Here is a 26,250-nt window from a genome sequence, read left to right as displayed (position 1 = left end):
CCGGCCACCACTGACAACGGACGATCATTATCTGCCTTACGGCTCGCGCGGTCCCTCGGGCCCGAGCACACGTACGGCCCCCGGCACGCACTGGGCCGTCAGCGGCAGGCCGCCGAGCTGCTCCCCGTCCGCGTAACCGGTGACTCCCGGCGCGGCAATCTCCACTTTCGCGGCCCGGAACACCGTGACCTTGGGGTGGTCCAGGTGCGTCCCCTTGTAGACCCGCGGGAAGACCTTCAGGAGCGTCGTACGGCTGCAGTCGCCCACGACCGTGACATCGAAGAGGCCGTCGCCGAGGTCGGCCCGCGCGCAGATCCTCATGCCCCCGCCGTACGAGGATCCGTTCCCGACGGCGACGAGTGTCGCGTCGATCTCGTGGACCTGCTCGTCGTCAAGGGTGATCCGGAACGGGACGGGCCGGAAGGCCGCCAGCTCCACGGCCATGGCGAGGTCGTACTTGAAGCGGCCGGTGGGCCAGCGCATCCGGTTGCCCCGGTCGTTGACCCGTGAGTCGAAGCCGGAGGCGAGCACGGTGCCGAACCACGTCTTGCCCACCCGCCCCAGGTCGACGTCGCGGGTGCGCCCCGCGTCGAGCGCCTCGGCGATGACGGCGCCCGCGGCGGCCGGATCGCGCACCGGCAGCCCGAGCGCACGCGCGAAGTCGTTGCCGGTGCCCACGGCGACCACACCCAAGGGCGTCGAGGTCCGCGCGACGGCCTGCAGAGCAAGGCTCGCCATGCCGTCACCGCCGACGGCGATCAGCGCACGCGTCCCGGCGTCCACGGCATCGCGTGCCCGGCGCAGCGCGTCGGCCGAGTCCTCCCCGATGACCGTGCGGACGGAGTGGCCCGCGGCCCGCAACGCGGAAGCGGCCGGCTGCGCCGCGTGGGCGCCCCGGCCGCGGCCCGCGGTGGGATTGACGAAGAGCGTGATGTCGCTGGTCACTGGGGTCCCCCCGGACGGAGTTTGGGGGAGGACTTTACAAGGTCACGTCACGTCGTCGAAACCGTTGACCCGGTCCCGCTGCGCTCCGTCGCCGCTCGCCTGCTCGGGCAGCGCCCTGTGCGCGGACACGGGCTCGATCGCGCCGACGTCCTCGGGGGTCAGGTCGAGCTCGGAGGCCTCGTCGTCTTCGGGCCCGGCCGCGTCGATCCTCGCCTTGCGCCGGTCGTTCAGGAGCGAGAAGGCGGTGGCCGCGAAGTACAGCACCCAGATCGGCCCGGCGAGGGCGATCATGGTCAGCGGGTCCGTGCTGGGCGTCGCCACGGCCGCGAAGACCGTGATGCCCATGATCATGCCGCGCCACCAGCCGAGCATTCGCTTGCCGGTGAGCACCCCGGTGAGGTTCAGCATCACCAGCAGGAGCGGCAGCTCGAAGGAGAGGCCGAAGACGATCACCATGCGGGTGACCAGGTCGATGAGCTCGTCGAGCGGCAGCTGGTTGTCGATCCCGACGGGCGAGAATTCGAGCAGCACCCGGGCCATCGTCGGCAGCGTCTTGTACGCGAAGAAGCCGCCGCCCAGGAACAGGGGGAAACCGGCGGCCACGAATCCGTAGGCGTACTTCTTCTCGCTCTTGTGCAGTCCGGGGGCGACGAAGGCCCACAGCTGGTAGAGCCAGATCGGCGACGCGAGCACCACGCCGGCCATCAGGGAGATCTTCAGCGCGAGGGTGAACGGCGTGAGCAGGCCGTTAAGGACGATGCGCGCGCACGTGCCGTCTTCCTTCTGTGCCAGCTCGGCGAAGCTCTTCTCGCACCCCACGGAGTTCAGGATCGGGTTCGTGAAGAACTCGATGATGTCCTTGTAGAAGAAGGCAGCGACGATCGCGACGACGATGATGGCCAGCACGGCCTTCGCGAGCCGGTTGCGGAGCTCGCGCAGGTGCTCCGCGAGTGGCATCCGCCCCTCGGGATCCTGTTCCTTCTTGCGGGCAGACTTGAGCAACCCACGTCCTCATCTCGTGCGGCAGGCCGGCCGTCGCCGGCCTTGGATCAGCGCTTGGTCGTGCTGTCGGTGGGCTCGGTGACCGGGCGCGAGCTGGTCACGTCGCCGGGCGCGGCCTGGATGGTGCGCTGAGCGGCGGCGGAAGGGTCGGTGGGCGGGTCGGCCGGGGCCGCCTCGTCCTTCTTGCCGTCCGTCTTCATCGCCTTGGCCTCGCTCTTGAGGATGCGCGCGGACTTGCCGAGCGACCGGGCCATGTCGGGAAGCTTCTTCGCCCCGAACAGCAGAACGATGACGACGAGAATGAGAATGATCTCGGGGGCGCCGATCTTTCCGAACATAGGTCTTTACCTTCTCACCGAGGCGGCAGGGGCGGGGCTGCCGGACAGGCCGGACTTGCTGTCCGGCCACCGTGCTGGCAGCGATCGTAACGCTCAGGGGTGAACGCAGGGCAATCCCTGTGCGTACTCCCAGTTGCGGCCCGCGCCTCGCACTCCGGGCCACCTCAGCAGCGTACCTGCCGGACAAGGGAAGTTGACAGGCCGCGGTGTCGATGTGCGTCTCCCTGACACCCGCAGGACCTTCTGGACCTACAGGACATCTCGGCTCGCCCGTGCCACACCCGTCGCCGCCGCCTCGAGATCCTCCGCCGCGCGGTTGATCCGCTGTGTGGTCTGCGTCACTTGAGTGCTGAGGCGCTGCGCCTCGACGAAGACCCGAATCGCCAATACGCCGAGCACGGCGAGGCCACAGAACCCCGCGGCAATCGCCAGCATCGCCCAGAACATGCGCCGAGCCTAGACGGTCGAGTGCAGACGCAGCGTCCGCACCCCGCCGCCGGTGAGCAGTTCGACGATGCGTTCGCCCGCGGGCTTGCGCACCGCGCTGCCGCACTCCGGGCAGGTGAAGGAGTAGAAGGTGGTGCGGGCCGAGGCGCCGATGGCCAACCGCAGGGCGCCCGCGGAGAGTTCGAAGCGGGCGCGGCAGTCGGGGCAGGCGGCCTTGAAGAGCACAGGGGCGATTCTCGACATTCCGGGAATCTCGGACATGAGGCTGGTGGTCAACGCCCTTGCTCCTGCCTGTCGTACGACCCGCCGGGGTGTTGGTCGTGCTCGTCATAGGCCGCGAGGGCCTCGCGCGCCGCCTGCCGCGCGCTGTCCGCGAGATCCGCCGGGGAGACGATGTGCCCGTCCCCGCCGAGCCGCAGCGCGAGCCTGCGCAGCGAGGTGGGCTCCGGGGTGCGCAGCGTGATCCGCAGGCCGCCGTCGGGAAGTTCCTCGGCGCTGTCGTGGGGGTAGTACTCGGCGACCCAGCGGCCGCCGGGGCCGACCTCGACGACCACCTCGGGGTCCTCCGCGGCCGGCTGCACGAGCCCTTCGGAGAGGTCACGCAGCTCCACCTCGGGCGGCGCGGACGCCTCGTCCAGAATCCTGATCTCGGCCACCCGGTCGAGGCGGAAGGTGCGGCGCGCCTCGGAGAGGTAGCACCACGCCTCCATGTAGGTGTGCCCGACGGCGAAGAGCCGGATCGGGTCGACCTCGCGCTCGGTGAGCTCGTCGCGTGCCGGTGAGTAGTAGCGCAGCCAGAGCCTGCGCCGCTCGGAGATGGCGCGGTCGACCTCGGCGAAGACACCGCCCTCCGACTCGAAGGTCACCGAGAGCCGTGCGCTGGCGCCCGCGTTCTCTCCGGCCGCCGTCTCCAGCTTCGCGGTGGCGCGCACCAGGGCCTGGCGGTCGCTCTCGCGCAGCCCCGGGAGCGTGGAGACCGCGCGGGCGGCCACCAGGAGCGCGGTGGCCTCGTCGGCGGCGAGCCGCAGGGGGGCCGCCACGTCGTCCGGGTTGTGCCACCAGATGCGGTCGCCGTCGGTGTCGATGTCCAGGAGGTCGCCGCCGCGGAAGCTGGTCCCGCACAGCGGCAGCACGTCCAGGTCGGAGATCAGCTCGTCCTCGGTGATCCCGAAGGCGCGGGCGACATCGCTGACGTGGGCGCCGGGGCGCTCGCGCAGATACGTCACCAGGGACAGCATCCGACGGGTCTGGTCGATCGCGTTCGTGGCCATGATTCGGTGTGTCCCCCTCAGCCCTTGGCCACGGCGCGCAGCCGGTCCACCACGTCGGCCCGCAGCTCGGCGGGTTCGAGGACCACCACGTCGGGCCCGAACTCCACCAGCCAGGCGTCCAGCCCGTGCCCGTACGGAATCTCCAACTCGTCCCACCCCTCGCCCACTTCACGTATGTGGGCGGCCTTGGCGCGCAGCGGGTAGCCCGCGCCCGTACGCAGCCGGATCAGGGCGGAGCGGTCGGCGCTCTCCCCCGCCCAGCCCGCGACGGTCTCGCGCACCGTGACGACGTCGGGGACGCCCGCGGTGAACTTGCCCGCGCGGGCGCGGACCTTCCCGGTGATGCGGGAGAGCCGGAACACACGCTCGGCGCCGCGGTCACGGTCCCAGCCCGCGAGATACCAGTGGCCGCGCCAGCATTCGAGCGCCCACGGCTCGACGTGGCGCTGCTCTGGGCGGGCCGCGGTGGCCTTGCGGTAGTCGAAGACGACGGGGCGGCGGTCGCGGCAGGCGAGCATCAGCGGCTCGAAGGACGTTTCGTGCACGGGGATGCGCGGTTCGAGCGCGCTGTGCGCCTCGTACGGGTCGACGTCCTCGGGAAGGCCCGCGGCGCGCAGCTTCTGCAGGGCGCCGCTGGCTGCCCCGGCCAGGCGGGCCTGCTGCCAGACCTTGGCCGCGAGGCCGAGCGCGGCGGCTTCCTCGGCGTCGATGGTGATGGGCGGGAGGCGGTTGCTGTCGCGGCGCGCGAGATAGCCGACCTCGCCGTCGAGGTTCTCCACCGTCTCGATGACCAGGCCGAGTTCGCGCAGATCGTCCTTGTCGCGCTCGAACATCCGGTTGAAGGAGTCGTCGGACCCCGCCTCCAGATAGGCCTCGATGGACTCGCGCAGCTCGCGCTTGCTGAGCGGCCGCCGCGTCCCGAGCAGACACAGCGCCAGGTTCATCAGCCGCTCGGCCTTGGCAATGGCCATCGACGCCCTTTCTCAACAGTGCTTCCGACCGCCGACCGTACCGCCCCGGGGTGTCGTGGGAAAAGCCGAGGCCCATGCCGGAACCGGCATGGGCCTCGACGGACAGGTCTGATCAGACCCAGTCCTCAGTCGTCGCTCGGTCGTCGCTCAGACGCCGACGAGGTCACAGACGAAGATCAGGGCCTCGCCGGGCGCGATACGGCCGCCACCGGCGCCGCGCTCGCCGTACGCGAGGTGCGAGGGAATGGTCAGACGGCGGCGTCCGCCGACCTTCATGCCCTGGACGCCCTGGTCCCAGCCGGCGATGACCTGACCGGCGCCCAGCTGGAACTGGAGCGGCGTGCCGCGGTTCCAGGAGGCGTCGAACTCTTCACCGGTGGAGAAAGCCACGCCCACGTAGTGGACGGAGACGGTGGCGCCCGCCTTCGCCTCCGGGCCGTCGCCCTCCCAGATGTCCACGATCTGGAGGTCGGTGGGGACCGGGCCCTCGGGGAAGTCGATCTCGGGCTTCTCGATGCTCACGTCTATTGCTCCTGCTTTGATACGAATGGCCAGCCGGGACAGTGTTACATCTTCGCGAGGATGTCCACGGTGAAGACCAGCGTGGAGTCCTTCTTGATGGTGCTGCCCTGCGGCGGCTGGTCACCGTACCCGAGCTTCGGGGGGACGACGACCAGGACGCGGCTGCCGACCTTCTTGCCGGTCAGGCCCTGCGCCCAGCCCTTGACGACCTGCGCGAGCTGGAACGAGGCCAACTCGTTCCTCTTGTACGAGGAGTCGAACTCCTTGCCGTCGGCCCACAGCACGCCCTTGTACTGGCACAGGAGGCTGTCGGTCTCCTTGATCTCCTCGCCGTCGCCCTCGAGGATGTAGTTCGCCACGAGCTTCTTCGGGGCGTCCTTCTTGGGGACGTCGATCGAGGGGGCCTTGCCGTCCGTGTTCGTGCCGACCTTGGGCAGGTCGATGTTGGACTGCGCGACCTCCTTGCCCTTGGCCGAGCTCTTGGCGCTGAAGGTGCCCACCAGGTCGACGACGAAGACCAGGGTGTCGTCGCCCTTGATGCCCGCCTGCTTGTTGCCCTCGGTGCCGTAACCCATCTTCGGCGGGATCGCGAGCTGCACACGGCTGTCGAGCTTCTTGCCCACGAGCGCCTGGTCCCAGCCGGGGATGACCTGACCGGTGCCGATCGGGAAGACCGTGGGGTTGCCCCGGTCGTACGAGTTGTCGAACACCTTCGCCGTGGCCCAGATCTGGCCGAGGTAGTTCGCCTGGAGGTAGTCGCCCTTCTTCACCACGGCGCCCTTGCCCTCGACCAGGGTCTTGACCGCGAGGTCGGAGGACGGCTTGCCGGACCCCTTCGCGACGGTCGGCTTCTGGCCGAACTTCGTCCCCTTCGTGATCTCGGGCAGGGGCCCGTCCACGATCTTCGCCGTCGGTGCGGCCGAGGTCGAGTTGGAAGGGGCTGGGCTGTCGCTGGGCTTGGCTTTGTCGGCCTTCTTGTCGTCACCACACCCGGCCAGCGTGAGCAGGCCGGCCGGAACAGCAAGGAGGAGTGAGCGTCGGCGCACGGTGGGGGCCTCGTATCGGTCGATCTTGTCGGTTGGCGTGCGCGCAACTCTACGCATGGAGAAGGGCGCCGTACGAGGAACGTACGGCGCCCCGCGTTGCGTTCCCGCAACGCACCTGCTGTATCCGGGGTTACATTCCGGCGATCAGTTTCTCCACCCGGTCGTCCACCGACCGGAAGGGGTCCTTGCACAACACCGTGCGCTGTGCCTGGTCGTTGAGCTTCAGGTGCACCCAGTCGACCGTGAAGTCGCGGCGCTGCTCCTGGGCCCTGCGGATGAAGTCGCCCCGCAGCCGCGCGCGGGTGGTCTGCGGCGGCACCGACTTGCCCTCGAAGATCTTCAAGTCGTTGCAGATGCGGGCGGCTTGCCCCTTCCTCTCCAGGAGGTAGTACAGCCCGCGACGGCGGTGGATGTCGTGGTACGCGAGGTCTATCTGCGCGACCCGCGGATGCGACATGGTCATGTTGTTCTTCGCTCGGTACCGCTCGATGAGCTTGTACTTCATGACCCAGTCGATCTCGGTGCCGATGCGGTCGAGGTCCTCGGCCTCGATCGCGTCGAGCGTGCGGCCCCACAGCTCCAGGACCTGCTCGACCGTGCCCGTGCGGATGCCGCGGCGCTCCACGAAGTCCACGGCCTTCTCGTAGTACTCGCGCTGGACTTCGAGGGCGGAGGCCTCGCGGCCGCTGGCCAGACGCACCTTGCGGCGGCCCGTGATGTCGTGGCTGACCTCGCGGATCGCCCGGATCGGGTTCTCCAGGGTCAGGTCGCGCATCACCGTGCCCGCTTCGATCATGCGCAGCACGAGGTCGGTGGCGCCGACCTTCAGGAGCATGGTCGTCTCGGACATGTTCGAGTCACCGACGATGACGTGCAGCCGGCGGTAGCGCTCGGCGTCCGCGTGCGGTTCGTCGCGGGTGTTGATGATCGGCCGGGAGCGGGTGGTCGCGGAGGAGACCCCTTCCCAGATGTGCTCGGCACGCTGACTGACGCAGTACACGGCGCCGCGTGGAGTCTGCAGCACCTTGCCCGCGCCGCAGAGCAGCTGTCGCGTGACGAGGAAGGGAATGAGGATGTCCGCGAGCCGCGAGAACTCCCCGTGCCGGGCCACCAGATAGTTCTCGTGGCAGCCGTAGGAGTTTCCCGCCGAGTCGGTGTTGTTCTTGAAGAGATAGACGTCGCCCGCGATTCCCTCCTCGTGCAGGCGGCGTTCGGCGTCGACGAGCAGGCCTTCCAGAATGCGCTCGCCCGCCTTGTCGTGCGTGACCAGCTCGGTCACGTTGTCACATTCCGGTGTTGCGTATTCCGGATGTGACCCGACGTCAAGATAGAGGCGGGCGCCGTTCCGCAGAAAGACGTTGCTGCTGCGGCCCCATGAGACAACACGGCGGAAGAGGTAGCGCGCCACCTCGTCAGGCGACAGACGGCGCTGTCCCCTAAACGTGCACGTGACGCCGTACTCATTCTCCAGCCCGAAAATGCGGCGGTCCATGACTGAACATTACGCCTGATGCCCTGCCCTGAAACCGGGTTCGACGGCACCGTTTCGATCATTTTCCGATGAACCCGCAACGACCGCCGGATCAGCGGGGAGCACGAGCACCCGCGCCGTGGCCAGCAGGACGAGCAGCGCGGCGACGCCCGCACCCCCAGGAACGGCGAAGCCCCACACCGTCCCGCCCCACTCCACGACCGGCCCCGCGGCCGCCGTGCCGAGCGACGCGCCGACCGTGAACGTGGTCACGAGCCAGGAGAACGCCTCGGTGACGGTGCCCCGCGGCGCGTGCCGGTCCACGATGATGAACGCGCACGCGAGCGCCGGCGCGAGGAAGATCCCGGCGACGGCCGCAAGACCCGTCATGGCGACCGCGCCGGGCGTCAGGGTCAACGGCCAGTAGCAGAGGGCGAGCAGGGCCACCAGGACGGTCAGCCGCTTCTCCGGTACGCCGGCCCACTGCCGCGCCCCGTACACGGAACCGCCGACGAGGGCGCCGAGCCCGAGCGCCGCCATCATCCAGCCGTACACCGCGTCGCCGCCGTGCTCGTCGGCGTACGACACACCGGCGACCGTGATGGAGCCGAGCGCCATGCCGATGAAGAGGAAGGCGCCGAGCAGCGCGATGAGCCCGGGTGAGCGCAGCGCGCCGAGCCAGTGCGCCTCACGGGGCGCCGAGCGCCACGCGCGCGAGGGCTGCGACATCACCACGGAGAGGGCCCCCAGGACGCCGATGACGTTCACCACGAGCAGCGCGGCCTGCTCCGACCAGAGCGCGACGCAGGCCGTGACGAGCAACGGCCCGACGGTGAACATGATTTCTTGCGCGACGGCGTCCATGGCGTACGCCCTGTGCACCTGCTCCTCCTTGCCGAGGACGCTGGGCCACAGCGCGCGCAGGCCGCCTTCGAGGGGCGGCGTGAAGAGGCCTGCCAAGCCCACCGCGCCATAGGCGAGGCCGAGCGAGTCGGGCCCGGTGAAGGCGAAGGCCCCCATGCCGACGGCGGAGACGATCGCGGAGGGCAGCTGGATCCGCGGCTGCCCGTACAGGTCCACCAGGCGGCCGAGCAGCGGCTGGCCCACCGCGTTGGCCACGCCGTACACCGCGGCGAGGGCGCCGGCCAGGCTGTAGGTACCGCCCTCGGCGCGGATGAACAGCACGATGGCGATCGCGGCCGTCGCGTTCGGCAGCCGGCCCACCAGGGTGCCCGCAAGCAGCCGTCCGGCGTATCTCGTCCGAAGGATCTCCGCGTATCCGGCAGCCATGCTTCCCGCCCCTCCCTCTGCGCAGACGCGCGGAGGTTTTACGTATAACGTCGAGCGTCATACGTACCATGAGCGCTCACCGCGGGTCCATCCCGATCTCCCCCGCGGGACCGACCTGGGAGGTACCAGTAGTGGCCGGGCCAGAGCAGGAGGCCGCGGGGTCACGCCCCACGAGCCGCGACGTCGCACGCGCCGCCGGGGTCTCCCAGGCCACCGTCTCACTGGTGTTCGGCGAAAAGTGGCGCGGCCGCGTCGCCGAGCGGACCGCCGAACGCGTCCGGGCCACCGCCCGCGACCTGGGCTACCGCCCCAACCTCGCCGCCCGCAACCTCCGCCTCGGCCGCACCAGGACCGCTCTCCTCGTCGTCCCCGCCCTCACCAACGAGTTCTTCGCCCGCGTCTACACCGGAGCCGCCCGCGTCGCCGCCGAGCACGGCTTCGGAGTCGTCCTCTACCCCTCCCCCGAAGGCATCGGCCCCGCCCGCGACCCCTTCGGCTCCAGCCGCGCCGCCCTCGACGGCATCCTCGCGTCCTCCATGGCCTCCGACGCGCTCGCCACCATCCAGGGCGACGCCCTCCCCCTGGTGATGCTCGACAGCGACCCGGCCGGCAGCCTCGGGGCCGCCACCGTCAACCTCGACATCGGCGACGGCATGCGCCGGGTGACCGAGCACCTCCTCGCCCTGGGCCACCGCGACTTCCTCCACCTCGCAGCGGGCGTCGACTCCTGGACCTTCGACGTACGCTCCGACGCCCTCGCCACGGCCCTCAGCGGCACCGAGACGGCCGTACGCACCGCTCGGGCACTCCTCACCGTCGAGGACGCCCGCGCGGCCGCTGAGGCCGCCCTGTCGGCGCCAGGCCCCCGCCCCACCGCGCTCGTCTGCGACGACGACATCCTCGCCGCGGGCGCCTGCAAGGCCGCCCGCCGCCTCGGACTGCGCGTGCCCGAGGATCTCTCGGTGACCGGCTTCGACGACCTCACGCTGGCCACCGCCGTGGAACCCGAACTCACCACCGTGCGGCTCCCGGCGGAACAGTTCGGCGAACGCGGCATGGCCTCGCTGCTCGCCGTCCTCGACGGACGCACGCCCCCGACCGACACGCTCCCCGTCGAACTGGTGGTCCGCGGCTCGACCGCAGCCGCCCGCTAGACATGCGTGCGCCCCGTGTCCCGGCCACAGGGCCGGCCCACGGGGCGCACGCGAACGGACTCGCCTACTCGTCGTCGGATTCGGCGTCCAGCTCTTCGTTGTCGGACGCGGCGTCCGTGGGCGCCGACGCGCCCCCTTCCAGCAGCCGCGCGAGCTGACGCCCGACGATCCGCTTGAACTTGCGCTGCTGCGGCCTCGTACGGTCGAGGACCGCCACCTCCAGGCGCTCCGCGGGGATCTCCCGCTCGCTGCCGTTCGTGTCGCGGGACAGCGACTGCACGGCCAGCTTCAGGGCCTCCGCCAGCGTCATCCCGTCACGGTGCCGCTGATCGAGATACGTGCTGATCTGTTCGGCGTTGCCGCCGACCGCGACCGAGCCGTGCTCGTCCACGATCGAACCGTCGTGCGGCAGCCGGTAGATCTGGTCGCCGTCCGGAGTGGCGCCCACCTCGGCGACGACCAGCTCGACCTCGTACGGCTTCTCCGCGTTGCTCGAGAAGATCGTGCCCAGCGTCTGGGCATAGACGTTCGCGAGCCCACGGGCCGTCACATCGTCGCGGTCGTAGGTGTATCCACGGAGATCGGCGTACCGCACGCCACCGATCCGCAGGTTCTCGTACTCGTTGTACTTGCCGGCGGCCGCGAAGCCGATCCGGTCATAGATCTCGCTGAACTTGTGCAGCGCACGGGACGGGTTCTCGCCGACGAACACGATGCCATCGGCGAACTGCAGCACAACAAGGCTGCGACCGCGGGCGATGCCCTTGCGGGCGTATTCCGCCCGGTCGGCCATGGCCTGCTGGGGTGAGACATAGAACGGCGTCGACACCGGCTATCCGTCCCTTTCTGTCAGTGACTGAAACTGAAGTCAGTGGCGAATACGGATCGATCAGAGCAGCGAGGCCCGCGGACCGTCGGGCTGCTCCAGGCGCCGCTCCAGGATCGAGCGGGCGATCTCGGAGGACTCCTCGTCCCCCAGCCGCCGGAAACCCTCGTCGGAGATCACGGTGACGATCGGATAGATCCGGCGGGCGACATCCGGGCCACCTGTCGCCGAGTCGTCGTCCGCCGCGTCGTACAACGCCTGCACGACGAGCGTCGTCGCCTCCTCCTCCGTCAGGTCCTTGCGGTAGAGCTTCTTCATCGCTCCCCGCGCGAAGACCGAGCCGGAGCCGGTGGCCGCGAAGCCGTGCTCCTCGGAACGGCCGCCCGTGACGTCGTACGAGAAGATGCGCCCCTTCTCGCGGTCCACGTCATACCCCGCGAAGAGCGGGACGACGGCCAGGCCCTGCATGGCCATGCCCAGGTTCGACCGGATCATCGTGGAGAGACGGTTCGCCTTGCCCTCCAGGGAAAGCGTGGCGCCCTCGACCTTCTCGAAGTGCTCGAGCTCCAGCTGGAAGAGCTTGACCATCTCGACCGCGAGCCCCGCGGTGCCGGCGATGCCGACCGCTGAGTACTCGTCAGCAGGGAAGACCTTCTCGATGTCGCGCTGCGCGATGACATTGCCCATGGTCGCCCGTCGGTCACCGGCGAGCACCACACCACCGGGGAACGTCGTCGCCACGATCGTCGTGCCGTGCGGCGCCTCGATGACACCCTGCGTGGGCGGCAACTGCCGGTTGCCCGGCAGGATCTCGGGCTGATGCTCGGACAGGAAGTCCATGAAGGACGAGGAACCAGGCGTCAGGAAGGCAGCTGGTAGACGCCCGGTGCTACGAGTGTTGGCTTCCACGCGTTTCCTTCCAGGTAAGTGACGGCCGGGCGCTGTGCGCCGGGAGCGTGTCCCAACTCGCCGGTGGCCGATTTGCAGTTGAAGCGAATTACGTCTGAAGGGCTCTTCGTCACGGACCCTACCCGCCTCGCGGCGGTGATCCACATGTGTGGTCCAGGGCGTTGAGGTGCGTGGCCCGGTACCGCGCCACGCACTCCCGCACCGCGTGCGCCTTGCCCTACTGTCCGCCCTTTTGTACGAACGAACGTACGAAGTCCTCGGCATTCTCCTCGAGGACGTCGTCGATCTCGTCCAGAACGGAGTCCACGTCGTCGCTCAGCTTCTCCTGGCGCTCCTTGAGGTCTTCGGAGCCCTGCGCTTCCTCTGTCTGCTCCTCGACCTCCTCGGTGGAACGCGTCGCCTTCTGCTGTCCGCCGCCGGTGTCCTTGGTCGCCATCTACCTCACCCCGCTCGTTCGGTTCGATGCACTTGATCAGACCCTATAAGCCAGGTCTGACATCGGCCCCGTAGTTACTGCAACGTCCGGGGACCACCTCGATGATTCCCACACGCCGGGTCTTTCAGCCTCCGGAGAGCACCCGGACCAGATCCTCCGCCGTGCGGCAGCGGTCAAGGAGCTCCTTGACGTGGTTCCGCGTGCCGCGCAGCGGCTCCAGTGTGGGCACACGCTGGAGGGAGTCGCGGCCCGGCAGGTCGAAGATGACCGAATCCCACGAGGCCGCGGCCACGTCGTCCGCGTACTGCTCGAGACAGCGGCCGCGGAAGTACGCGCGTGTGTCCTCAGGAGGCTTGGCCTGGGCACGCTCGACCTGTGGCTCCTCCAGGAGGCGCTTCATCTTGCCGCGTGCCACCAGACGGTTGTAGAGGCCCTTGTCGGGCCGTACGTCCGCGTACTGGAGGTCGACCAGGTGCAGGCGTGCCGCGTCCCAGTCGAGACTGTCACGGCGGCGGTAGCCCTCCATGAGTTCTCGCTTGGCGACCCAGTCGAGCTCTCCGGAGAGGCTCATCGGATCGCTCTCCAGACGGCCCAGGACGTCTTCCCATCGGGTCAGGACGTCCTTGGTCTGTTCGTCGGCGTCGGAGCCGTACCGCTCCTCCACGTACTTGCGGGCCAGCTCGAAGTACTCCATCTGGAGCTGGACAGCGGTGAGTGTCCGCCCGCTACGGAGCGTGATCAGGCGCTGGAGCGTCGGATCGTGGGAGACCTGGTGCAGGGTGCGCACGGGCTGGTCGACGGCGAGATCCACCGCGATGAAGCCGTCCTCGATCATGGCGAGGACCAGCGAGGTCGTGCCCAGCTTCAGATACGTCGAGATCTCGGAGAGGTTCGCGTCGCCGATGATGACATGCAGGCGGCGGTACTTCTCGGCGTCCGAGTGCGGCTCGTCCCGGGTGTTGATGATGGGCCGCTTGAGGGTGGTCTCCAGACCCACCTCGACCTCGAAGTAGTCCGAGCGCTGGCTGAGCTGGAAGCCGTGCTCGTGCCCGTCCTGGCCGATGCCGACGCGCCCCGCGCCGGTGACGACCTGCCGGGAGACGAAGAACGGCGTCAGGTGGCGCACGATGTCCGAGAAGGGGGTCTCCCGCTTCATCAGGTAGTTCTCGTGCGTGCCGTAGGAGGCGCCCTTGTTGTCGGTGTTGTTCTTGTAGAGGTGGATCGGCTGGGCCCCCGGCAGCTGCGCCGCGCGTTCGGCCGCCTCCGCCATGATGCGCTCGCCGGCCTTGTCCCACAGAACGGCGTCCCAGGGGTTGGTGACCTCGGGTGAGCTGTACTCGGGGTGCGCGTGGTCCACGTAGAGGCGCGCCCCATTGGTGAGGATCACGTTGGCGAGGCCGATGTCCTCATCGGTGAGCTGACTGGCGTCGGCGGTCTCGCGGGCGAGGTCAAAGCCCCGCGCGTCCCGCAGGGGGTTCTCCTCCTCGAAGTCCCAGCGGGCGCGTCGCGCCCGGTGCATCGCCGCGGCGTAGGCGTTGACGATCTGGGACGAGGTGAGCATGGCATTGGCGTTCGGGTGGCCGGGGACGGAGATGCCGTACTCCGTCTCGATGCCCATTACTCGCCGTACGGTCATGCGGCCCTCCTTGCCCGGCGGCGCTCCCCTCCGGGAACGGCGCTCAAGTACCGCTGGTTCTCCGGTGCGTGTGCGGTGCCCGTCCCCGCACTGCGCGCTCGGCGGTACCGAAGAGCCTAGAGCGCCTTTGCGCTGGTGGGGAGATCATTGCCTTCATTGAAAAACAGACAGCTGCGGGTACCCACGAAGGACACCCGCAGCCGTCCTGTCTTCTACAGGTACTGACCGGTGTTGGCCACCGTGTCGATGGAGCGTCCGGTGTCCGCGCCCTGCTTTCCGGTGACGAGCGTACGGATGTAGACGATCCGTTCGCCCTTCTTGCCGGAGATGCGGGCCCAGTCGTCCGGGTTGGTGGTGTTGGGCAGGTCCTCGTTCTCCTTGAACTCGTCGATGCAAGCCTGCAGGAGGTGGGAGACCCTGATGCCCTTCTGGTTGGCGTCGAGGAAGGCCTTGATGGCCATCTTCTTGGCGCGTCCGACGATGTTCTCGATCATGGCGCCGGAGTTGAAGTCCTTGAAGTACAGGACTTCCTTGTCGCCATTGGCGTACGTCACCTCGAGGAAGCGGTTCTCCTCGGATTCCGCGTACATCTGCTCCACGACGGACTGGATCATGCCGTCCACGGTGGTGCGCCGGTCGGCGCTGTGTTCGGCGAGGTCGTCCGCGTGCAGCGGAAGCCGCTCGGTGAGGTACTTGGCGAAGATGTCCTTGGCCGCCTGGGCGTCCGGGCGCTCGATCTTGATCTTCACGTCGAGTCGTCCGGGGCGCAGGATCGCCGGGTCGATCATGTCCTCACGGTTGGAGGCACCGATGACGATGACGTTCTCCAGGCCTTCCACGCCGTCGATCTCGGCGAGCAGCTGGGGGACGATGGTGTTCTCCACGTCCGAGCTGACACCGGATCCGCGGGTGCGGAAGAGGGATTCCATCTCGTCGAAGAAGACGATGACGGGGGTTCCCTCGCTCGCCTTCTCCCTCGCACGCTGGAAGACCAGGCGGATGTGGCGCTCGGTCTCGCCGACGTACTTGTTGAGGAGCTCGGGGCCCTTGATGTTGAGGAAGTAACTCTTCCCCGACGCCTGTCCGGTCACCTCGGCGACCTTCTTGGCAAGGGAGTTGGCGACGGCCTTCGCGATGAGCGTCTTGCCGCAGCCGGGAGGCCCGTACAGCAGGACGCCCTTGGGCGGCCGCAGTTCGTGCTCCCTGAAGAGGTCCGGGTAGAGGTAGGGCAGTTCGACCGCGTCGCGGATCAGCTCGATCTGGTTGCCCAGGCCGCCGATCTGCTCGTAGCCGATGTCCGGCACCTCTTCGAGGACGAGCTCTTCGACCTCGCTCTTGGGCACCACTTCGTAGACGTACCCGGAGCGGGGTTCGAGCAGGAGTGCGTCACCGGGGCGGATGGTGACGTCGAGGAGTGGCTCGGCGAGCCGGACCACTCGCTCCTCGTCGGTGTGCCCGACCACCAGGGCGCGCTCGCCGTCCTCGAGGATCTCCTTGAGGGTGACGATGTCTCCCACGCTCTCGTACTCCATGGCCTCGACCACGTTGAGCGCTTCGTTCAGCATTACTTCCTGGCCACGCCTGAGCTCTTCGAGCTCCACGCCGGGGCTGACGTTCACCCGGAGCTTGCGGCCCCCGGTGAAGATGTCCGCCGTGCCGTCCTCGTTCGCCACGAGGAAGACTCCGAAGCCGGCCGGCGGCTGCGCGAGCCGGTCGACTTCTTCCTTGAGGGCCACGATCTGGTCGCGGGCCTCACGGAGCGTGTTGGCGAGCCGCTCGTTCTGTGCGGACACGCCGGCCAGATTGGTCTGCAGCTCGACGATCCGCTCTTCGAGAATCCTCGTATGACGCGGAGAGTCGGCGAGCTTGCGTCGCAGGACGGCGATTTCCTGCTCGAGATAGGCAACCTGACCGGCGGGGTCCTCAGACCCTCGCCCCGGCCGGATGCCGCGGTTGATGTCGTCGTCGTGGGCTGCCACGGTCCTCACCTCCTCCAAGGGGAGCTGGACGCTTCCAGACCCTACCTGGGTGGGTGTCGATTGAAACCCCTAGATCAAAAAGACGGTAGAGGTGTGTCCGATCTTCACCCTTGCGCTCTCCCTCACGTCAGGTCATTACCCACCCAACAACATCGGAAAGCGGGCGGTTGTATCGTCGAAGCGTTCAACACCCGTCAGGGCTGGCCCGACTTGCTGCCAAGTCGGCTCACTCGGCGTGACGACCGGCAGGAGAGATGACCGTGGGAGAGAAGGCCGGTACCGGCTCCGAGAGCCGTGATCCGCTGGAGGTCTGGATCGACCAGGACCTCTGCACCGGCGACGGCATCTGTGCGCAGTACGCGCCTGAGGTCTTCGAGCTGGACATCGACGGACTGGCTTATGTGAAGAGCGGCGACGACGAGCTGTTGCAGGCTCCGGGCGCCACAACGCCCGTCCCGTTGCCGCTTCTGCGTGACGTGGTCGACTCGGCGAAGGAGTGTCCGGGCGACTGCATTCACGTGCGCCGCGTCTCGGACCGGGTCGAGGTCTACGGTCCCGACGCGGCCTGAGGCTGCGAACTCCGCGAACTGACGCATGGACAAGGGCCTGTGCCCGCCGCTGGACGGCGGGCACAGGCCCTTGTTCATGCGGGCACGCACGGTCACACGGTGTGGGCCTCGGCCGGCGTGGACCGCGCGAACGTGCCGTCTTTCCATTGCCACTTGGCCGCGTCCTCGAGGTCCGGGCAGCAGCTGGGCACGTTCGGTGCGGAGTAACCGAGGAGTGTGGCGGTGATCACACCGTCACGTACGGCGAAGTCGCTGACGTTCTGGCGGTCCTTCGGGTCGACCAGAGTGGCGACGACGCGGGGCTTGCCCTGCGTGGGGCGGGTGATGACGTACACGCCGTCGGGCGGTGTGCCCGATCCGGCGGCGCAGTGCACCACGGCGACGGTCTCGGGCCTGCCGTCCCCGTCGAGGTCTCCGGAGGCCTTCTTCTTGACCACGGGTTTCGCCTTGCCGCAGGCGAGGGGGAACGTGACGGTGGCCGGATCCGGTGCGGTCGCGGGCGGCGCGGGGGCCGCGGCGGTCTTGCCGGACGGCTCGGAGCTCGGCTGGGCGGCGGTCGCGGGGTCGGGCTGCAGGAACGACGAGCCGGCGATGACGGCGGCGAGCGCGGCCGCGGTGGCCAGCCAGTGGATGGGGCGGGTGGTGTTGTGTGCCAGTTCCGGGACGGCGGGGTGCTGCACTAGGAGTGTCTCCTGTGAGGGCTGTGCCGGTGGGGGAGGTGGCCAGCATCGTGCCATACCTCACAGTGCGGCGGAACACCGGGGTCGTCGGCATCCGGAACGGAAAGGCGCCGCCGCCGAGTTCCCCGGGCTTCGGGGGAACTCGGCGGCGGCGCCTGTGCGTTCAGCGGTGGTGTGCGCTTGCCTGCGGTGGCGGGCGGTCAGCGCTCCGCGCGGGGTGTGCCGCCGTCGGCGTTCGGGCCGGTGTAGTCGTCGCCGTAGGCGCCCTTGGAGGGGCGGCGGCGGCGCATGGGCGGCTCGACGCCGTCCGCGAGGCGGCGGGCGGTGAGCAGGAAGCCGGTGTGGCCGATCATGCGGTGATCGGGGCGGACGGCCAGGCCCTCGACGTGCCAGTTGCGGATCATCGATTCCCAGGCGGTCGGCTCGTTGAAGCCGCCGATCTCGCGGATGGACTCGACGGTCCGTGCGAGCTGGGTGGTGGTCGCGACATAGCAGCAGAGGATGCCGCCGGGGACGAGCGCCTTGGAGACGACGTCCAGGCACTCCCAGGGGGCGAGCATGTCGAGGATGACGCGGTCGACGTCGGTGTCGCTCAGGTTGTCCTGGAGGTCGCCGACGGTGAGCTGCCAGGCGGGGTGCGGGGCGCCGAAGTAGCGCTCCACGTTCTGCTGGGCGATCTCGGCGAAGTCCTCGCGGCGCTCGTACGAGTGCAGCATCCCCTCGTCGCCGATGGCGCGCAGGAGGAAGCTGCTGAGCGAGCCGGAGCCCACGCCCGCCTCGACGACGCGGGCGCCGGGGAAGATGTCGGCGAAGGCCAGGATCTGCCCCGCGTCCTTGGGGTAGACCACGGCGGCGCCGCGGGGCATGGACAGGACATAGTCGGGGAGCAGGGGGCGCAGCGCGAGGTAGGCGACGTTTCCCGTGGTGCGGACAACGCTGCCCTCGGGAGCGCCGATCAGCTCGTCGTGGGGGAAGGAACCCTTGTGGGTGTGGAAGTTCTTCCCGGCCTCGAGCGTGAACGTGTAGTGGCGGCCCTTGGGGTCGGTCAGCTGAACCTGGTCCCCGACCTTGAAGGGCCCGCGTCGGCGGGCGGCACCGGTCGGTTCGGACATGTGACCAGCCTACCGGGCCGTGCGGGGGCCGCCGACCAGGGTGGCGAGGTCAGCTGGGGCGGGCCATGGCCTTGACGAAGGCGCGCTCCACGTCGGCGGCGGACAGCACCCCGTAGATCTCGCCGGAGGCCTCGACCACGAGGTACTCGGTGGCGGGTGTCGCCCGGAGGGTGTCGAGGAGTTCCTCGCCGGCCAGTTCGGCGGAGATCCGCATGCCTTCGGTGATGTCCTGGGCGAGGCCGCTGACGGTGACCCAGGGGCGGCGGTGTTCGGGCACGCCCACGATGGCCGCCTCGCGGACCACGGACATGGGGTCGCCGTCGGCGTCGACCACGACGAGGGCGCGGGCCCCGGAGTCGTTGGCGCGGCGCAGCGCCTCGGAGAGCGGGGTGTTCGACTCGACGGGGACGGCGCGGCGGGTCAGGGCGCGGGCGCGGAGCTCGGGCAGGTGCTCGCGCAGACGGGCCATGCGCAGGCTGTTGCCGGCGCCGGTCCAGATGATCGCGGCGAGGATCGCGGCAAGCAGGGCGTCAGTGACGGTGTCCATGCCGCCGATGTCCTGGGCCTCGCCGCCGAGGGCGCCGGACTGGTTGAGCAGGGGCAGGCCGATCAGGACGGAGATGGCGAGCGCGCGGCCGACCCAGGCCGCGGCGATGGTGCCGCTCATGGGCTTGCCGGTGATCTTCCAGACGACGGCGCGGAGCATGCGGCCGCCGTCCAGGGGCAGGCCGGGCAGGAGGTTGAAGGCGGCGACGATGAGGTTCGAGATCATCAGGCCCGCGAGCAGGACGCCGGGGACGGTGCCGGGCTCCACGAGGCGCATGGCCCCGTAGAAGACGCCCGAGAGGACGAGGGAGAGCAGCGGGCCCACGAAGGCGAGGACGAACTCGCGTCCGGGGGTCTCGGACTCCTTCTCGATCTCCGAGACGCCGCCGAAGAACTGCAGCTGGATGCGGCGCACCGGCAGCTTGTAGCGCAGGGCGACGACGGTGTGCGCCAGTTCGTGGACGAGCACGGAGGCGTAGAAGGCGACGGCGAAGAAGAGCGAGACCAGGTAGCGGGCGGCGCCGAGTTCGGGCAGGACGCGGTCGAGCTGGCCGCCGAAGACCCAGGTGATGAGGGCGGCGACGAGGAACCAGCTCGGCGCCACGTACACGGGCACGCCGAAGGGGCGTCCCATCAGGAGTCCTCCCCCGGGGCCCTTCTTGCCCTGGGGCGGCGTGGGCTTCGGGGCGGGGCCGTGGGTGGCGTGCGCGAACTCGGGGTGCGTGTCGTGCGGGCTCTTCCCGGGCGTGTCGTGCGGGGTCTTGGTGAGGCGGTCGGCGGGTGGCGCCGGGTCGGCCGCGGGGCGCGGTGCTTCCACGGGCTCGGGAGCCTGCGGGGTCGTCGCGTCGCCCGTCCGGGCCGGGGCGGTGTCCTCGGTGCCGCCTGCCCCGGCGGTGTCCGGGGCCGTGTCCACCGGACGTGGCGATTCAGGGTGGCCGGAGTCTGCCGCGGCACCCGGTCGTCGGCCGTCCGTGCCGTCGGATCGCGGCCTGCCGCTCCCGCCGCTCTCGTCCACGATGTCCCCTCGTTCGAAGCGTCCCTCGCCCCTGTCCGGCGCGGTACACGCACGATCATGCAGGGCGAGAGGGTCTGTCGTCGATGGTATGCGGCCGTTGTCAGTGGCGGGTCGTAGGGTCTGTCCCTATGGAAACCAGCACCGACGGTGTCGTGACGGCCGTGCGTCCGGCGTCCCTGTCGCCCTCGCGCGCCAGTGACTTCATGCAGTGTCCGCTGCTCTACCGGTTCCGGGTGATCGACAAGCTGCCGGAGAAGCCGAGCGAGGCGGCGACCCGCGGCACGCTGGTGCACGCCGTCCTCGAGCGGCTCTTCGACGCGCCCGCGGGCGAGCGGACGGCGACGAGCGCCAAGTCGCTGATCCCGGGACAGTGGGACCGGCTGCGCGAGGCCAAACCGGAGCTGACGGAGCTGTTCGCGGGCGACGAGCGGGGTGAGCGCCTCGCGCGCTGGCTGGCGGACGCGGAGAAGCTCGTCGAGCGGTGGTTCACCCTGGAGGACCCCACCCGGCTCGAGCCCGCGGAGCGGGAGCTGTTCGTGCAGGCGGAGCTGGAGTCCGGCCTGAAGCTGCGCGGCATCATCGACCGCGTGGACGTGGCGCCCACCGGCGAGGTGCGGATCGTCGACTACAAGACGGGCAAGGCCCCCCGCCCCGAGTACTCGGAGGGCGCCCTCTTCCAGATGAAGTTCTACGCCCTGGTGGTGTGGCGGCTGAAGGGCGTGGTCCCGCGCCGCCTCCAGCTCGTCTATCTGGGCAGCGGCGACGTCATCACGTACGACCCCAGGATCGAGGACCTCGAACAGGTCGAGCGGAAGCTGCACGCGCTGTGGGAGGCGATCACGCTCGCCACCGAGACGGGTGACTGGCGGCCGAGGCCCACGAAGCTCTGCGGCTGGTGCGACCACCAGGCCGTATGTCCGGAATTCGGCGGGACTCCCCCGCCGTACCCCCTTGAGGTGAGGGTGCCCGAGTCCGAAGAGGACGCGCAGGGCAGAATGGCCCCGGGCTAGCGAAGGAGAGTTACGTGGCGATCCGTGTCCTACTGGTCGACGACCAGCCACTGCTGCGCACGGGATTCAGGATGATCCTGGAGGCCGAGCAGGACGTCGCGGTCGTCGGCGAGGCCGGGGACGGCCTGCAGGCTCTCGACCAGGTGCGGGCGCTGCAGCCCGATGTGGTCCTGATGGACATCCGCATGCCGCGGATGGACGGCGTCGAGGCGACCCGGCAGATCACCGGGCCCGGCCGGGACGGTCCTGCGAAGGTCCTGGTCCTGACCACCTTCGACCTCGACGAGTACGTGGTGGAGGCGCTGCGCGCGGGCGCCAGCGGCTTCCTGCTCAAGGACGCCCCGGCGAACGAGCTGGTGCAGGCGATCCGCGTGGTCGCGTCGGGCGAGGCGATGCTCGCGCCGAGCATCACCCGCAGGCTCCTCGACAAGTACGCCGGTCACCTCCCGTCGGGCGACGAGCCGGTGCCCGACACCTTGCACACGCTCACCGAGCGGGAGGTCGAGGTCCTCAAGCTGGTGGCGCGCGGCCTGTCGAACGCGGAGATCGCGGCCGACCTGTTCGTGAGCGAGACGACGGTCAAGACGCATGTGGGCCATGTGCTCACCAAGCTCGGCCTGCGCGACCGCGTCCAGGCCGCCGTGTACGCGTACGAGAGCGGTCTGGTGCGCCCCGGCGCCCAGTGACGGCGACACCGACACAGCCGGACGCATGAAGGCGGCCGCCCCCGGGAGGGGCGGCCGCCTTCATGTGTGTCCGTGCGATCAGGCCTTGCTGAGTTCCCAGAAGCGGAACACCGTCGACGCGTCGAGGCACGACTCCACGCCGTACACGTCGTCACGGATGACCGCGTACTGCTTGGCCTGCCAGACCGGCAGGATCGGCAGCTCGTCGGCGACGGTCTGCTGGAGCTCGGCGTAGTCCTCGTCGGTCTTGGTGCGGTCGGTCTCGGCGGCGGTGCCGGGGATGATCTTCCCGGTGATGTCGCTGTTCGTGTAGCCGTTGTCCAGGACGTTGCCCTTGCCGAAGAACGGCTGCGTGAAGTTGTCCGGGTCCGGGTAGTCCGGCACCCAGCCCTTGACGTACACGCCGTACTTGCCGGACTTGATGTCCCGCTCGTACTGGCTGAATTCGATCGACTTCACGTCGGCGTCGAAGAGACCGCTCGCGTTGAGCTGCTTGGCGATCGCCTTCAGCTCCTGGTCGGTCGAGGGGCCGTAGCGCGAGGGCGTGGACCAGAGCGTGAGCTTGACCTTGCCGCTCACGCCGTCCGCGCGCAGGGCCGCCGCGGCCTTGGAACGCTGCGGGCGGGCGCCGTAGGTGTCGAAGAAGGCGGTGTTGTGACCGCCGATCCCGGCCGGGACGATCGAGTACAGCGGCGTCGCCGTGTCCCGGTAGACGTCCTTGACCAGGGCGTCGCGGTCGAGCAGGTACGCCATGGCCTTGCGCACGCTCAGCTTGCCGGCGACCGGGTCCTTCATGTTGAAGACCAGGTGCTGCACCTCGGCGCTGGTGCCCTCGACGACGTCGATGTTCTGGCTGGCGTCGGAGGTGTCGGCCTCGATGTCCGCGATGTCGGACGCGGCGAGCCCTCGGTACGCGATGTCGATCTTGTCGTCCAGGAGCGCCTTCTTCAGGCCCTTCTGGTCGTCGTGGAAGAACTTGAGCGTGACGCCCTTGTTCTTCACCTTGGCGGTGCCCTTGTAGTCGGGGTTGACCGAGAACACCGCCTGCTCCTTGTCGAAGGAGTCGAGCTTGTACGGTCCCGAACCGGTGGCCTCGTCACCGCCGCGCAGGGAGTTCATGTCGTACGACGCGTGGTCGACGATGGAACCGGCGCCCGAAGCGATCTTGCTGGGGAAGGTCGCGTCGGCGTACTTCAGCTTGAAGACGACCTTCTTGGCGTTCGGGGTCTCGACGCGGTCCAGCATCGGGAACATGATCGCGGGGCCGTCGTCGTCGTTGATCTTCATCATGCGGTCGAAGGAGAACTTGACGTCCTTCGAGGTCAGCGCGTTGCCGTTGCTGAACTTCAGGCCGTCCCGCAGGGTGCACTCGAAGACTCTGGTCTCCGTGTCGGTGAAGCCGCACTCCTCGGCGGCCTCGGGCTCCGGTTCCGTGCCTCCGTTGGGGAAGCTCATCAGGGACTGGAAGACGTTGTTGAACAGGAGCCACGACCCGGGGTCGTAGCCGGATGCCGGGTCGGTGGCCAGGACGTCGTCCGACATCCCCATCACCACGGATTCGCCGTTCTCCCCCGCTCCACCCGATTCCGTGCCGCAGCCGGTCAGCAGAGCCGCGGCCAGCCCTCCCGAGAGGGGAAGGGCCAGCCACTGGTTACGCAAATTCACGAACGTGCCTTGTCGTTGATGTCATTCGGTGGAGCGAAGCCCGGCGGTCTTGGGTGCCGGCGTGCGCGGAGGTCAGCCGCTCACACCGCGACCGAGCTCCCACAGCTGCAGGTTCGAGGACGAGTTGAGGGCCCACTCGACGCCCGTGATGTCGTCGCGGGCGGCGATGTACTGCTTGCCCTGCCAGAGCGGGAGCACCGGCACGTCCTCGGCGACGATGTCCTGGATCTTCTTGATGCTCTTGGAGGCGGTGAGCCGGTCCGCCTCACGGCGCGAGTGCGGCAGCAGCTCGTCGTTGATGGTGCTGTTCACGTACGGCGAGCCGAGGATGTTGTCCTTGTCGAGGAACGGCGTGAGGAAGTTGTCGGCGTCGGGGAAGTCCGGGAACCAGCCCATCCCGTAGACGTCGTACGCGCCCTTCTGCTCGGCGGGGCGGAAGGTGTTCCAGGCGGTGCCCTTGATCGACACGTCGAACAGGCCGCTGTCGTTGAGCTGCTTGCGAAGGAGCTCGAACTCCTTCTTGGTGCCCGGACCGTAGTGGTCCGTCGTGTAGTGCAGGGTGAGCTTGACCGGCGTGCTGATGTCGGCCTTCTGCAGCAGGCTGCGGGCCTTGGACGCGCTCGGGTCGTTGTAGCGGTTGAAGAACGAGTTGGTGTGGCCGGTGATCGTGGCGGGCACCAGGGAGTACAGCGGCTCGGCCGCGTCGCCGTAGACGCCGGTCGCGAGGGCGCCGCGGTCGACGACCTGTGCCATGGCCTGGCGGACCGCCTTGGACTTGACGGTCGTGGCGTCCGTGTTGAAGCCGAGGTAGCGGATCTCGAGGCCGGGCGTCTCGACCAGTTCGATGTCGTTGCCCGGGTTCTCGTCGAGCTGCTTGATCTGCTCGGGCGACATGGTGCGCGTCATCATGTCGAGGTCGCCGCTCTTGAGGGCCTTGCCCATGGCGTCGGCGGACTCGTAGGTGCGCATCTCGATCTTGTCGCTCTTGGGCTTGTACGCACCCTTGTAGTGGGGGTTCTTGGTGAACACCGTCTTGACGAGGTCGTTGCCGTCGACCTCTTGCTTGGCGACGTAAGGCCCGGAGCCGTCCAGGTCGAAGCCGTCGCGCAGCTTGTTCTTGGCGTAGTGGTCCGAGCTGATGATGCCCGCGATGGGTGTGGCCAGCTTGTACGGGAACGTCGCGTCGGGGCTCTTGAGGTGGAAGACGACACCGCGGTCGCCCTCGGTCTCGATGGCGTCGACGTTGGACACCATGCCGGCGGAGCCGCTGGGGTCCTTGATCTTGATGTCGCGCACCCGCTCGATGGAGAACTTCACGTCGGAGGCGGTCAGCGGCTCACCGTCGGCGAACTTCAGGCCCTTGCGCAGCGTGCACTCGTAGCGCTCGTTGCCGGTGTCGGTGAAGCCGCATCTCTCGGCCGCGTCGGGCTCGGGGTCTCCGCCGCCGCGCGGCGCGGCCATCAGCGTCTGGACCGTCTGGCGCACGACGTTCCAGGAGCCCGCGTCGTAGGCGTACGCGGGGTCGAAGGGGGCCGGGATCTCGGGTGAGGTGGAGAACCGGTCCGTGGTGCCGACGGCGATCGCGTCGTCTCCCCCACCGTCGCCCGCCCCTCCGCAGGCCGCGAGCGCGGGAGCGAGCAGACCTATGACGGCCGGCAGCACCAAAGTCTTACGGTTCATGCTCGACGTTCTCCAGAGCTGTTGGTCCCGTCCGGACCGACAACGAGGGGTGGGGTCAGCCGGTCCGTGGGGGCAGGGCGATGTTCTCGCGACGACATTAGTCCGCACCGCCAGGAGGGCTGGAAGGGACCGGAGTTGACCCTCAATCACGCAGCGAAACCGGGCGCGGACAGACCGATAACCCAACACGGGAAGGTTTCGTGAGGTTCCCCTCAATCGGGACACAACGCCACTCGACAACTCGCCCAAATCGGAGGCCCGGCACAGCTCTGACCAGCTGTCGACCGCCCTGGGAGTGGGAAAGGTCACATCTTCAACTGTTCAGCACTTTTCGGCCATCAATCCCCGCAGGAAAGACAGGTCGACGTGTTCGAGGGACGGAACGACGGTCCTGCCCGAGGCCGGTGCGATGGGCGCGACCGAAGGTACGGCCACCACTCGGCAGCCCGCGGCCTCGGCCGCCGCCACCCCGGTCGCGGTGTCCTCGATGACCGCACATCTGGCCGGTTCCGCCCCAACCCCCGCCGCCGCGAGGAGATACGGGTCCGGGTGCGGCTTGGTCCGGGTCACCTCGTCGCCCGCGACGGTGAGCGCGAAGTGGTGGGCCCCGATCGACTCCAGCACGCGGTCGATGATGCGCCGGTGCGACGCGGAGACCAGTGCCATCGGCACTTCGTGCGCGGCGAGCTCGGCGAGGAGTCGGGCGGCACCCGGCATCAGCGGCAGGGCACGCCCGATGCGGTCCTCGAAGCCGTCGTTGAGCAGCACGGTCAGCTCGGGGACGGTGATGTCGGCGCCGGTGGAGGCGATGAGGAACGCGGCGCTGCGCGTCATGGGGCCGCCGACGACGACGTCACGCCATGCCTCGTCGAGGGTGTGTCCGAGTGCGGCGAACACCTCGACCTCCGCGTCCCACCAGAACCCCTCGGTGTCCACGAGTGTTCCGTCCATGTCGAGGAGCACCGCCTGCAGGGCGGAGCCTTCGGCCGTTCGGGTACCGAGCGCGGGAACCGTACTGGTCATCCGGGCACACCTCCATGAGGG

General features: G+C 69.0%; 26 protein-coding genes and 1 pseudogene. 4 read left to right on the top strand and 23 right to left on the bottom strand.

Annotated features, from left to right (window positions below; translation table 11 throughout):
• Window positions 1-36 precede the first annotated feature (36 nt).
• From AB0M70_RS17830 to AB0M70_RS17780, 11 genes are all read right to left on the bottom strand, one after another.
• Window positions 37-945 carry a diacylglycerol kinase gene (locus AB0M70_RS17830; RefSeq protein WP_365820905.1) on the bottom strand — a complete coding sequence of 303 codons (909 nt, stop codon included), beginning with the start codon at window positions 943-945 and terminating at the stop codon, window positions 37-39.
• Between the two features lie 42 nt (window positions 946-987).
• Entirely contained in the window at window positions 988-1,947 is a 960-nt protein-coding gene (gene tatC / locus AB0M70_RS17825; RefSeq protein ID WP_365820904.1) for a twin-arginine translocase subunit TatC, read from the bottom strand.
• A gap of 47 nt (window positions 1,948-1,994) precedes the next feature.
• Window positions 1,995-2,285: a Sec-independent protein translocase subunit TatA gene (gene tatA / locus AB0M70_RS17820; RefSeq protein ID WP_365820903.1), complete on the bottom strand. Its 291-nt coding sequence runs from the start codon at window positions 2,283-2,285 to the stop codon at window positions 1,995-1,997.
• A gap of 249 nt (window positions 2,286-2,534) precedes the next feature.
• Window positions 2,535-2,732 (bottom strand): hypothetical protein, encoded by a 198-nt coding sequence (locus tag AB0M70_RS17815; RefSeq protein WP_365820902.1) that lies wholly within the window; start codon window positions 2,730-2,732, stop codon window positions 2,535-2,537.
• A gap of 9 nt (window positions 2,733-2,741) precedes the next feature.
• Window positions 2,742-2,993: a hypothetical protein gene (locus tag AB0M70_RS17810; protein ID WP_365821137.1), complete on the bottom strand. Its 252-nt coding sequence runs from the start codon at window positions 2,991-2,993 to the stop codon at window positions 2,742-2,744.
• A gap of 11 nt (window positions 2,994-3,004) precedes the next feature.
• Window positions 3,005-4,003: a WYL domain-containing protein gene (locus AB0M70_RS17805; protein WP_365820901.1), complete on the bottom strand. Its 999-nt coding sequence runs from the start codon at window positions 4,001-4,003 to the stop codon at window positions 3,005-3,007.
• 17 nt (window positions 4,004-4,020) lie between these two features.
• Window positions 4,021-4,974 (bottom strand): WYL domain-containing protein, encoded by a 954-nt coding sequence (locus tag AB0M70_RS17800; RefSeq protein ID WP_365820900.1) that lies wholly within the window; start codon window positions 4,972-4,974, stop codon window positions 4,021-4,023.
• 147 nt (window positions 4,975-5,121) lie between these two features.
• Entirely contained in the window at window positions 5,122-5,496 is a 375-nt protein-coding gene (locus AB0M70_RS17795) for an FKBP-type peptidyl-prolyl cis-trans isomerase (protein ID WP_363210887.1), read from the bottom strand.
• A 44-nt stretch (window positions 5,497-5,540) separates the two neighbouring features.
• Entirely contained in the window at window positions 5,541-6,542 is a 1,002-nt protein-coding gene (locus AB0M70_RS17790) for an FKBP-type peptidyl-prolyl cis-trans isomerase (RefSeq protein WP_365821136.1), read from the bottom strand.
• 130 nt (window positions 6,543-6,672) lie between these two features.
• Window positions 6,673-8,034 (bottom strand): Pup--protein ligase, encoded by a 1,362-nt coding sequence (gene pafA, locus AB0M70_RS17785; protein WP_135334215.1) that lies wholly within the window; start codon window positions 8,032-8,034, stop codon window positions 6,673-6,675.
• A 9-nt stretch (window positions 8,035-8,043) separates the two neighbouring features.
• Entirely contained in the window at window positions 8,044-9,303 is a 1,260-nt protein-coding gene (locus AB0M70_RS17780) for an MFS transporter (RefSeq protein ID WP_365820899.1), read from the bottom strand.
• 68 nt (window positions 9,304-9,371) lie between these two features.
• Here AB0M70_RS17780 and AB0M70_RS17775 point away from each other — a divergent pair, with 68 nt between their 5' ends.
• Window positions 9,372-10,457 carry a LacI family DNA-binding transcriptional regulator gene (locus tag AB0M70_RS17775; protein ID WP_365820898.1) on the top strand — a complete coding sequence of 362 codons (1,086 nt, stop codon included), beginning with the start codon at window positions 9,372-9,374 and terminating at the stop codon, window positions 10,455-10,457.
• A gap of 64 nt (window positions 10,458-10,521) precedes the next feature.
• On the opposite strand, the gene prcA is transcribed toward AB0M70_RS17775, so the two are convergent.
• The 6 genes and pseudogenes from prcA to arc form a co-directional block, all read right to left on the bottom strand.
• Entirely contained in the window at window positions 10,522-11,286 is a 765-nt protein-coding gene (gene prcA, locus AB0M70_RS17770; protein WP_365820897.1) for a proteasome subunit alpha, read from the bottom strand.
• Between the two features lie 60 nt (window positions 11,287-11,346).
• Entirely contained in the window at window positions 11,347-12,192 is an 846-nt protein-coding gene (prcB, locus tag AB0M70_RS17765; RefSeq protein WP_365820896.1) for a proteasome subunit beta, read from the bottom strand.
• Window positions 12,144-12,339: pseudogene (locus tag AB0M70_RS17760) on the bottom strand (recombination endonuclease VII); the annotation flags it as partial. The pseudogene AB0M70_RS17760 and the gene prcB, both read right to left, overlap by 49 nt.
• 70 nt (window positions 12,340-12,409) lie before the next feature.
• Window positions 12,410-12,628 carry a ubiquitin-like protein Pup gene (locus tag AB0M70_RS17755; protein ID WP_249590985.1) on the bottom strand — a complete coding sequence of 73 codons (219 nt, stop codon included), beginning with the start codon at window positions 12,626-12,628 and terminating at the stop codon, window positions 12,410-12,412.
• 124 nt (window positions 12,629-12,752) lie between these two features.
• A complete protein-coding gene (dop, locus tag AB0M70_RS17750; RefSeq protein ID WP_365820895.1) occupies window positions 12,753-14,264 on the bottom strand; it encodes a depupylase/deamidase Dop in 1,512 nt (503 codons plus the stop codon).
• A 212-nt stretch (window positions 14,265-14,476) separates the two neighbouring features.
• Window positions 14,477-16,243: a proteasome ATPase gene (gene arc / locus AB0M70_RS17745; protein WP_363210881.1), complete on the bottom strand. Its 1,767-nt coding sequence runs from the start codon at window positions 16,241-16,243 to the stop codon at window positions 14,477-14,479.
• A 254-nt stretch (window positions 16,244-16,497) separates the two neighbouring features.
• Between arc and AB0M70_RS17740 the strand changes: the two genes are divergently transcribed.
• Complete coding sequence (locus AB0M70_RS17740; RefSeq protein ID WP_363210880.1) at window positions 16,498-16,812, top strand: ferredoxin; 315 nt, start codon at window positions 16,498-16,500, stop codon at window positions 16,810-16,812.
• A 92-nt stretch (window positions 16,813-16,904) separates the two neighbouring features.
• Here the strand turns inward: AB0M70_RS17740 and AB0M70_RS17735 are convergent, their stop codons facing one another.
• The 3 genes from AB0M70_RS17735 to AB0M70_RS17725 all read right to left on the bottom strand — a co-directional run bounded on the left by AB0M70_RS17735 (window position 16,905) and on the right by AB0M70_RS17725 (window position 20,165).
• Window positions 16,905-17,492: a hypothetical protein gene (locus tag AB0M70_RS17735; protein ID WP_365820894.1), complete on the bottom strand. Its 588-nt coding sequence runs from the start codon at window positions 17,490-17,492 to the stop codon at window positions 16,905-16,907.
• A 200-nt stretch (window positions 17,493-17,692) separates the two neighbouring features.
• A complete protein-coding gene (locus tag AB0M70_RS17730) occupies window positions 17,693-18,604 on the bottom strand; it encodes a tRNA (adenine-N1)-methyltransferase (protein WP_249590980.1) in 912 nt (303 codons plus the stop codon).
• 49 nt (window positions 18,605-18,653) lie between these two features.
• Window positions 18,654-20,165 (bottom strand): site-2 protease family protein, encoded by a 1,512-nt coding sequence (locus AB0M70_RS17725; RefSeq protein WP_365820893.1) that lies wholly within the window; start codon window positions 20,163-20,165, stop codon window positions 18,654-18,656.
• 128 nt (window positions 20,166-20,293) lie between these two features.
• Between AB0M70_RS17725 and AB0M70_RS17720 the strand changes: the two genes are divergently transcribed.
• The gene (locus AB0M70_RS17720; RefSeq protein ID WP_365820892.1) at window positions 20,294-21,175 is read left to right on the top strand and encodes a RecB family exonuclease; all 882 of its coding nucleotides are present in this window, start codon (window positions 20,294-20,296) and stop codon (window positions 21,173-21,175) included.
• 14 nt (window positions 21,176-21,189) lie between these two features.
• Window positions 21,190-21,861 carry a response regulator transcription factor gene (locus AB0M70_RS17715; RefSeq protein ID WP_135332738.1) on the top strand — a complete coding sequence of 224 codons (672 nt, stop codon included), beginning with the start codon at window positions 21,190-21,192 and terminating at the stop codon, window positions 21,859-21,861.
• A 78-nt stretch (window positions 21,862-21,939) separates the two neighbouring features.
• Here AB0M70_RS17715 and AB0M70_RS17710 read toward each other — a convergent pair whose 3' ends face one another.
• From AB0M70_RS17710 to AB0M70_RS17700, 3 genes are all read right to left on the bottom strand, one after another.
• Window positions 21,940-23,526: an ABC transporter substrate-binding protein gene (locus AB0M70_RS17710; RefSeq protein WP_365820891.1), complete on the bottom strand. Its 1,587-nt coding sequence runs from the start codon at window positions 23,524-23,526 to the stop codon at window positions 21,940-21,942.
• 72 nt (window positions 23,527-23,598) lie between these two features.
• Window positions 23,599-25,206, bottom strand: a complete 1,608-nt coding sequence (locus AB0M70_RS17705; protein ID WP_365820890.1) for an ABC transporter substrate-binding protein — start codon at window positions 25,204-25,206, stop codon at window positions 23,599-23,601.
• Window positions 25,207-25,527: 321 nt separating this feature from the next.
• Entirely contained in the window at window positions 25,528-26,229 is a 702-nt protein-coding gene (locus tag AB0M70_RS17700) for an HAD family phosphatase (protein ID WP_365820889.1), read from the bottom strand.
• Window positions 26,230-26,250: the final 21 nt, after the last annotated feature.

It is taken from the genome of Streptomyces sp. NPDC051214, from assembly GCF_040682375.1.
GTDB lineage: Bacteria > Actinomycetota > Actinomycetes > Streptomycetales > Streptomycetaceae > Streptomyces.
This window is presented reverse-complemented; position numbering and strand designations above follow the sequence as displayed.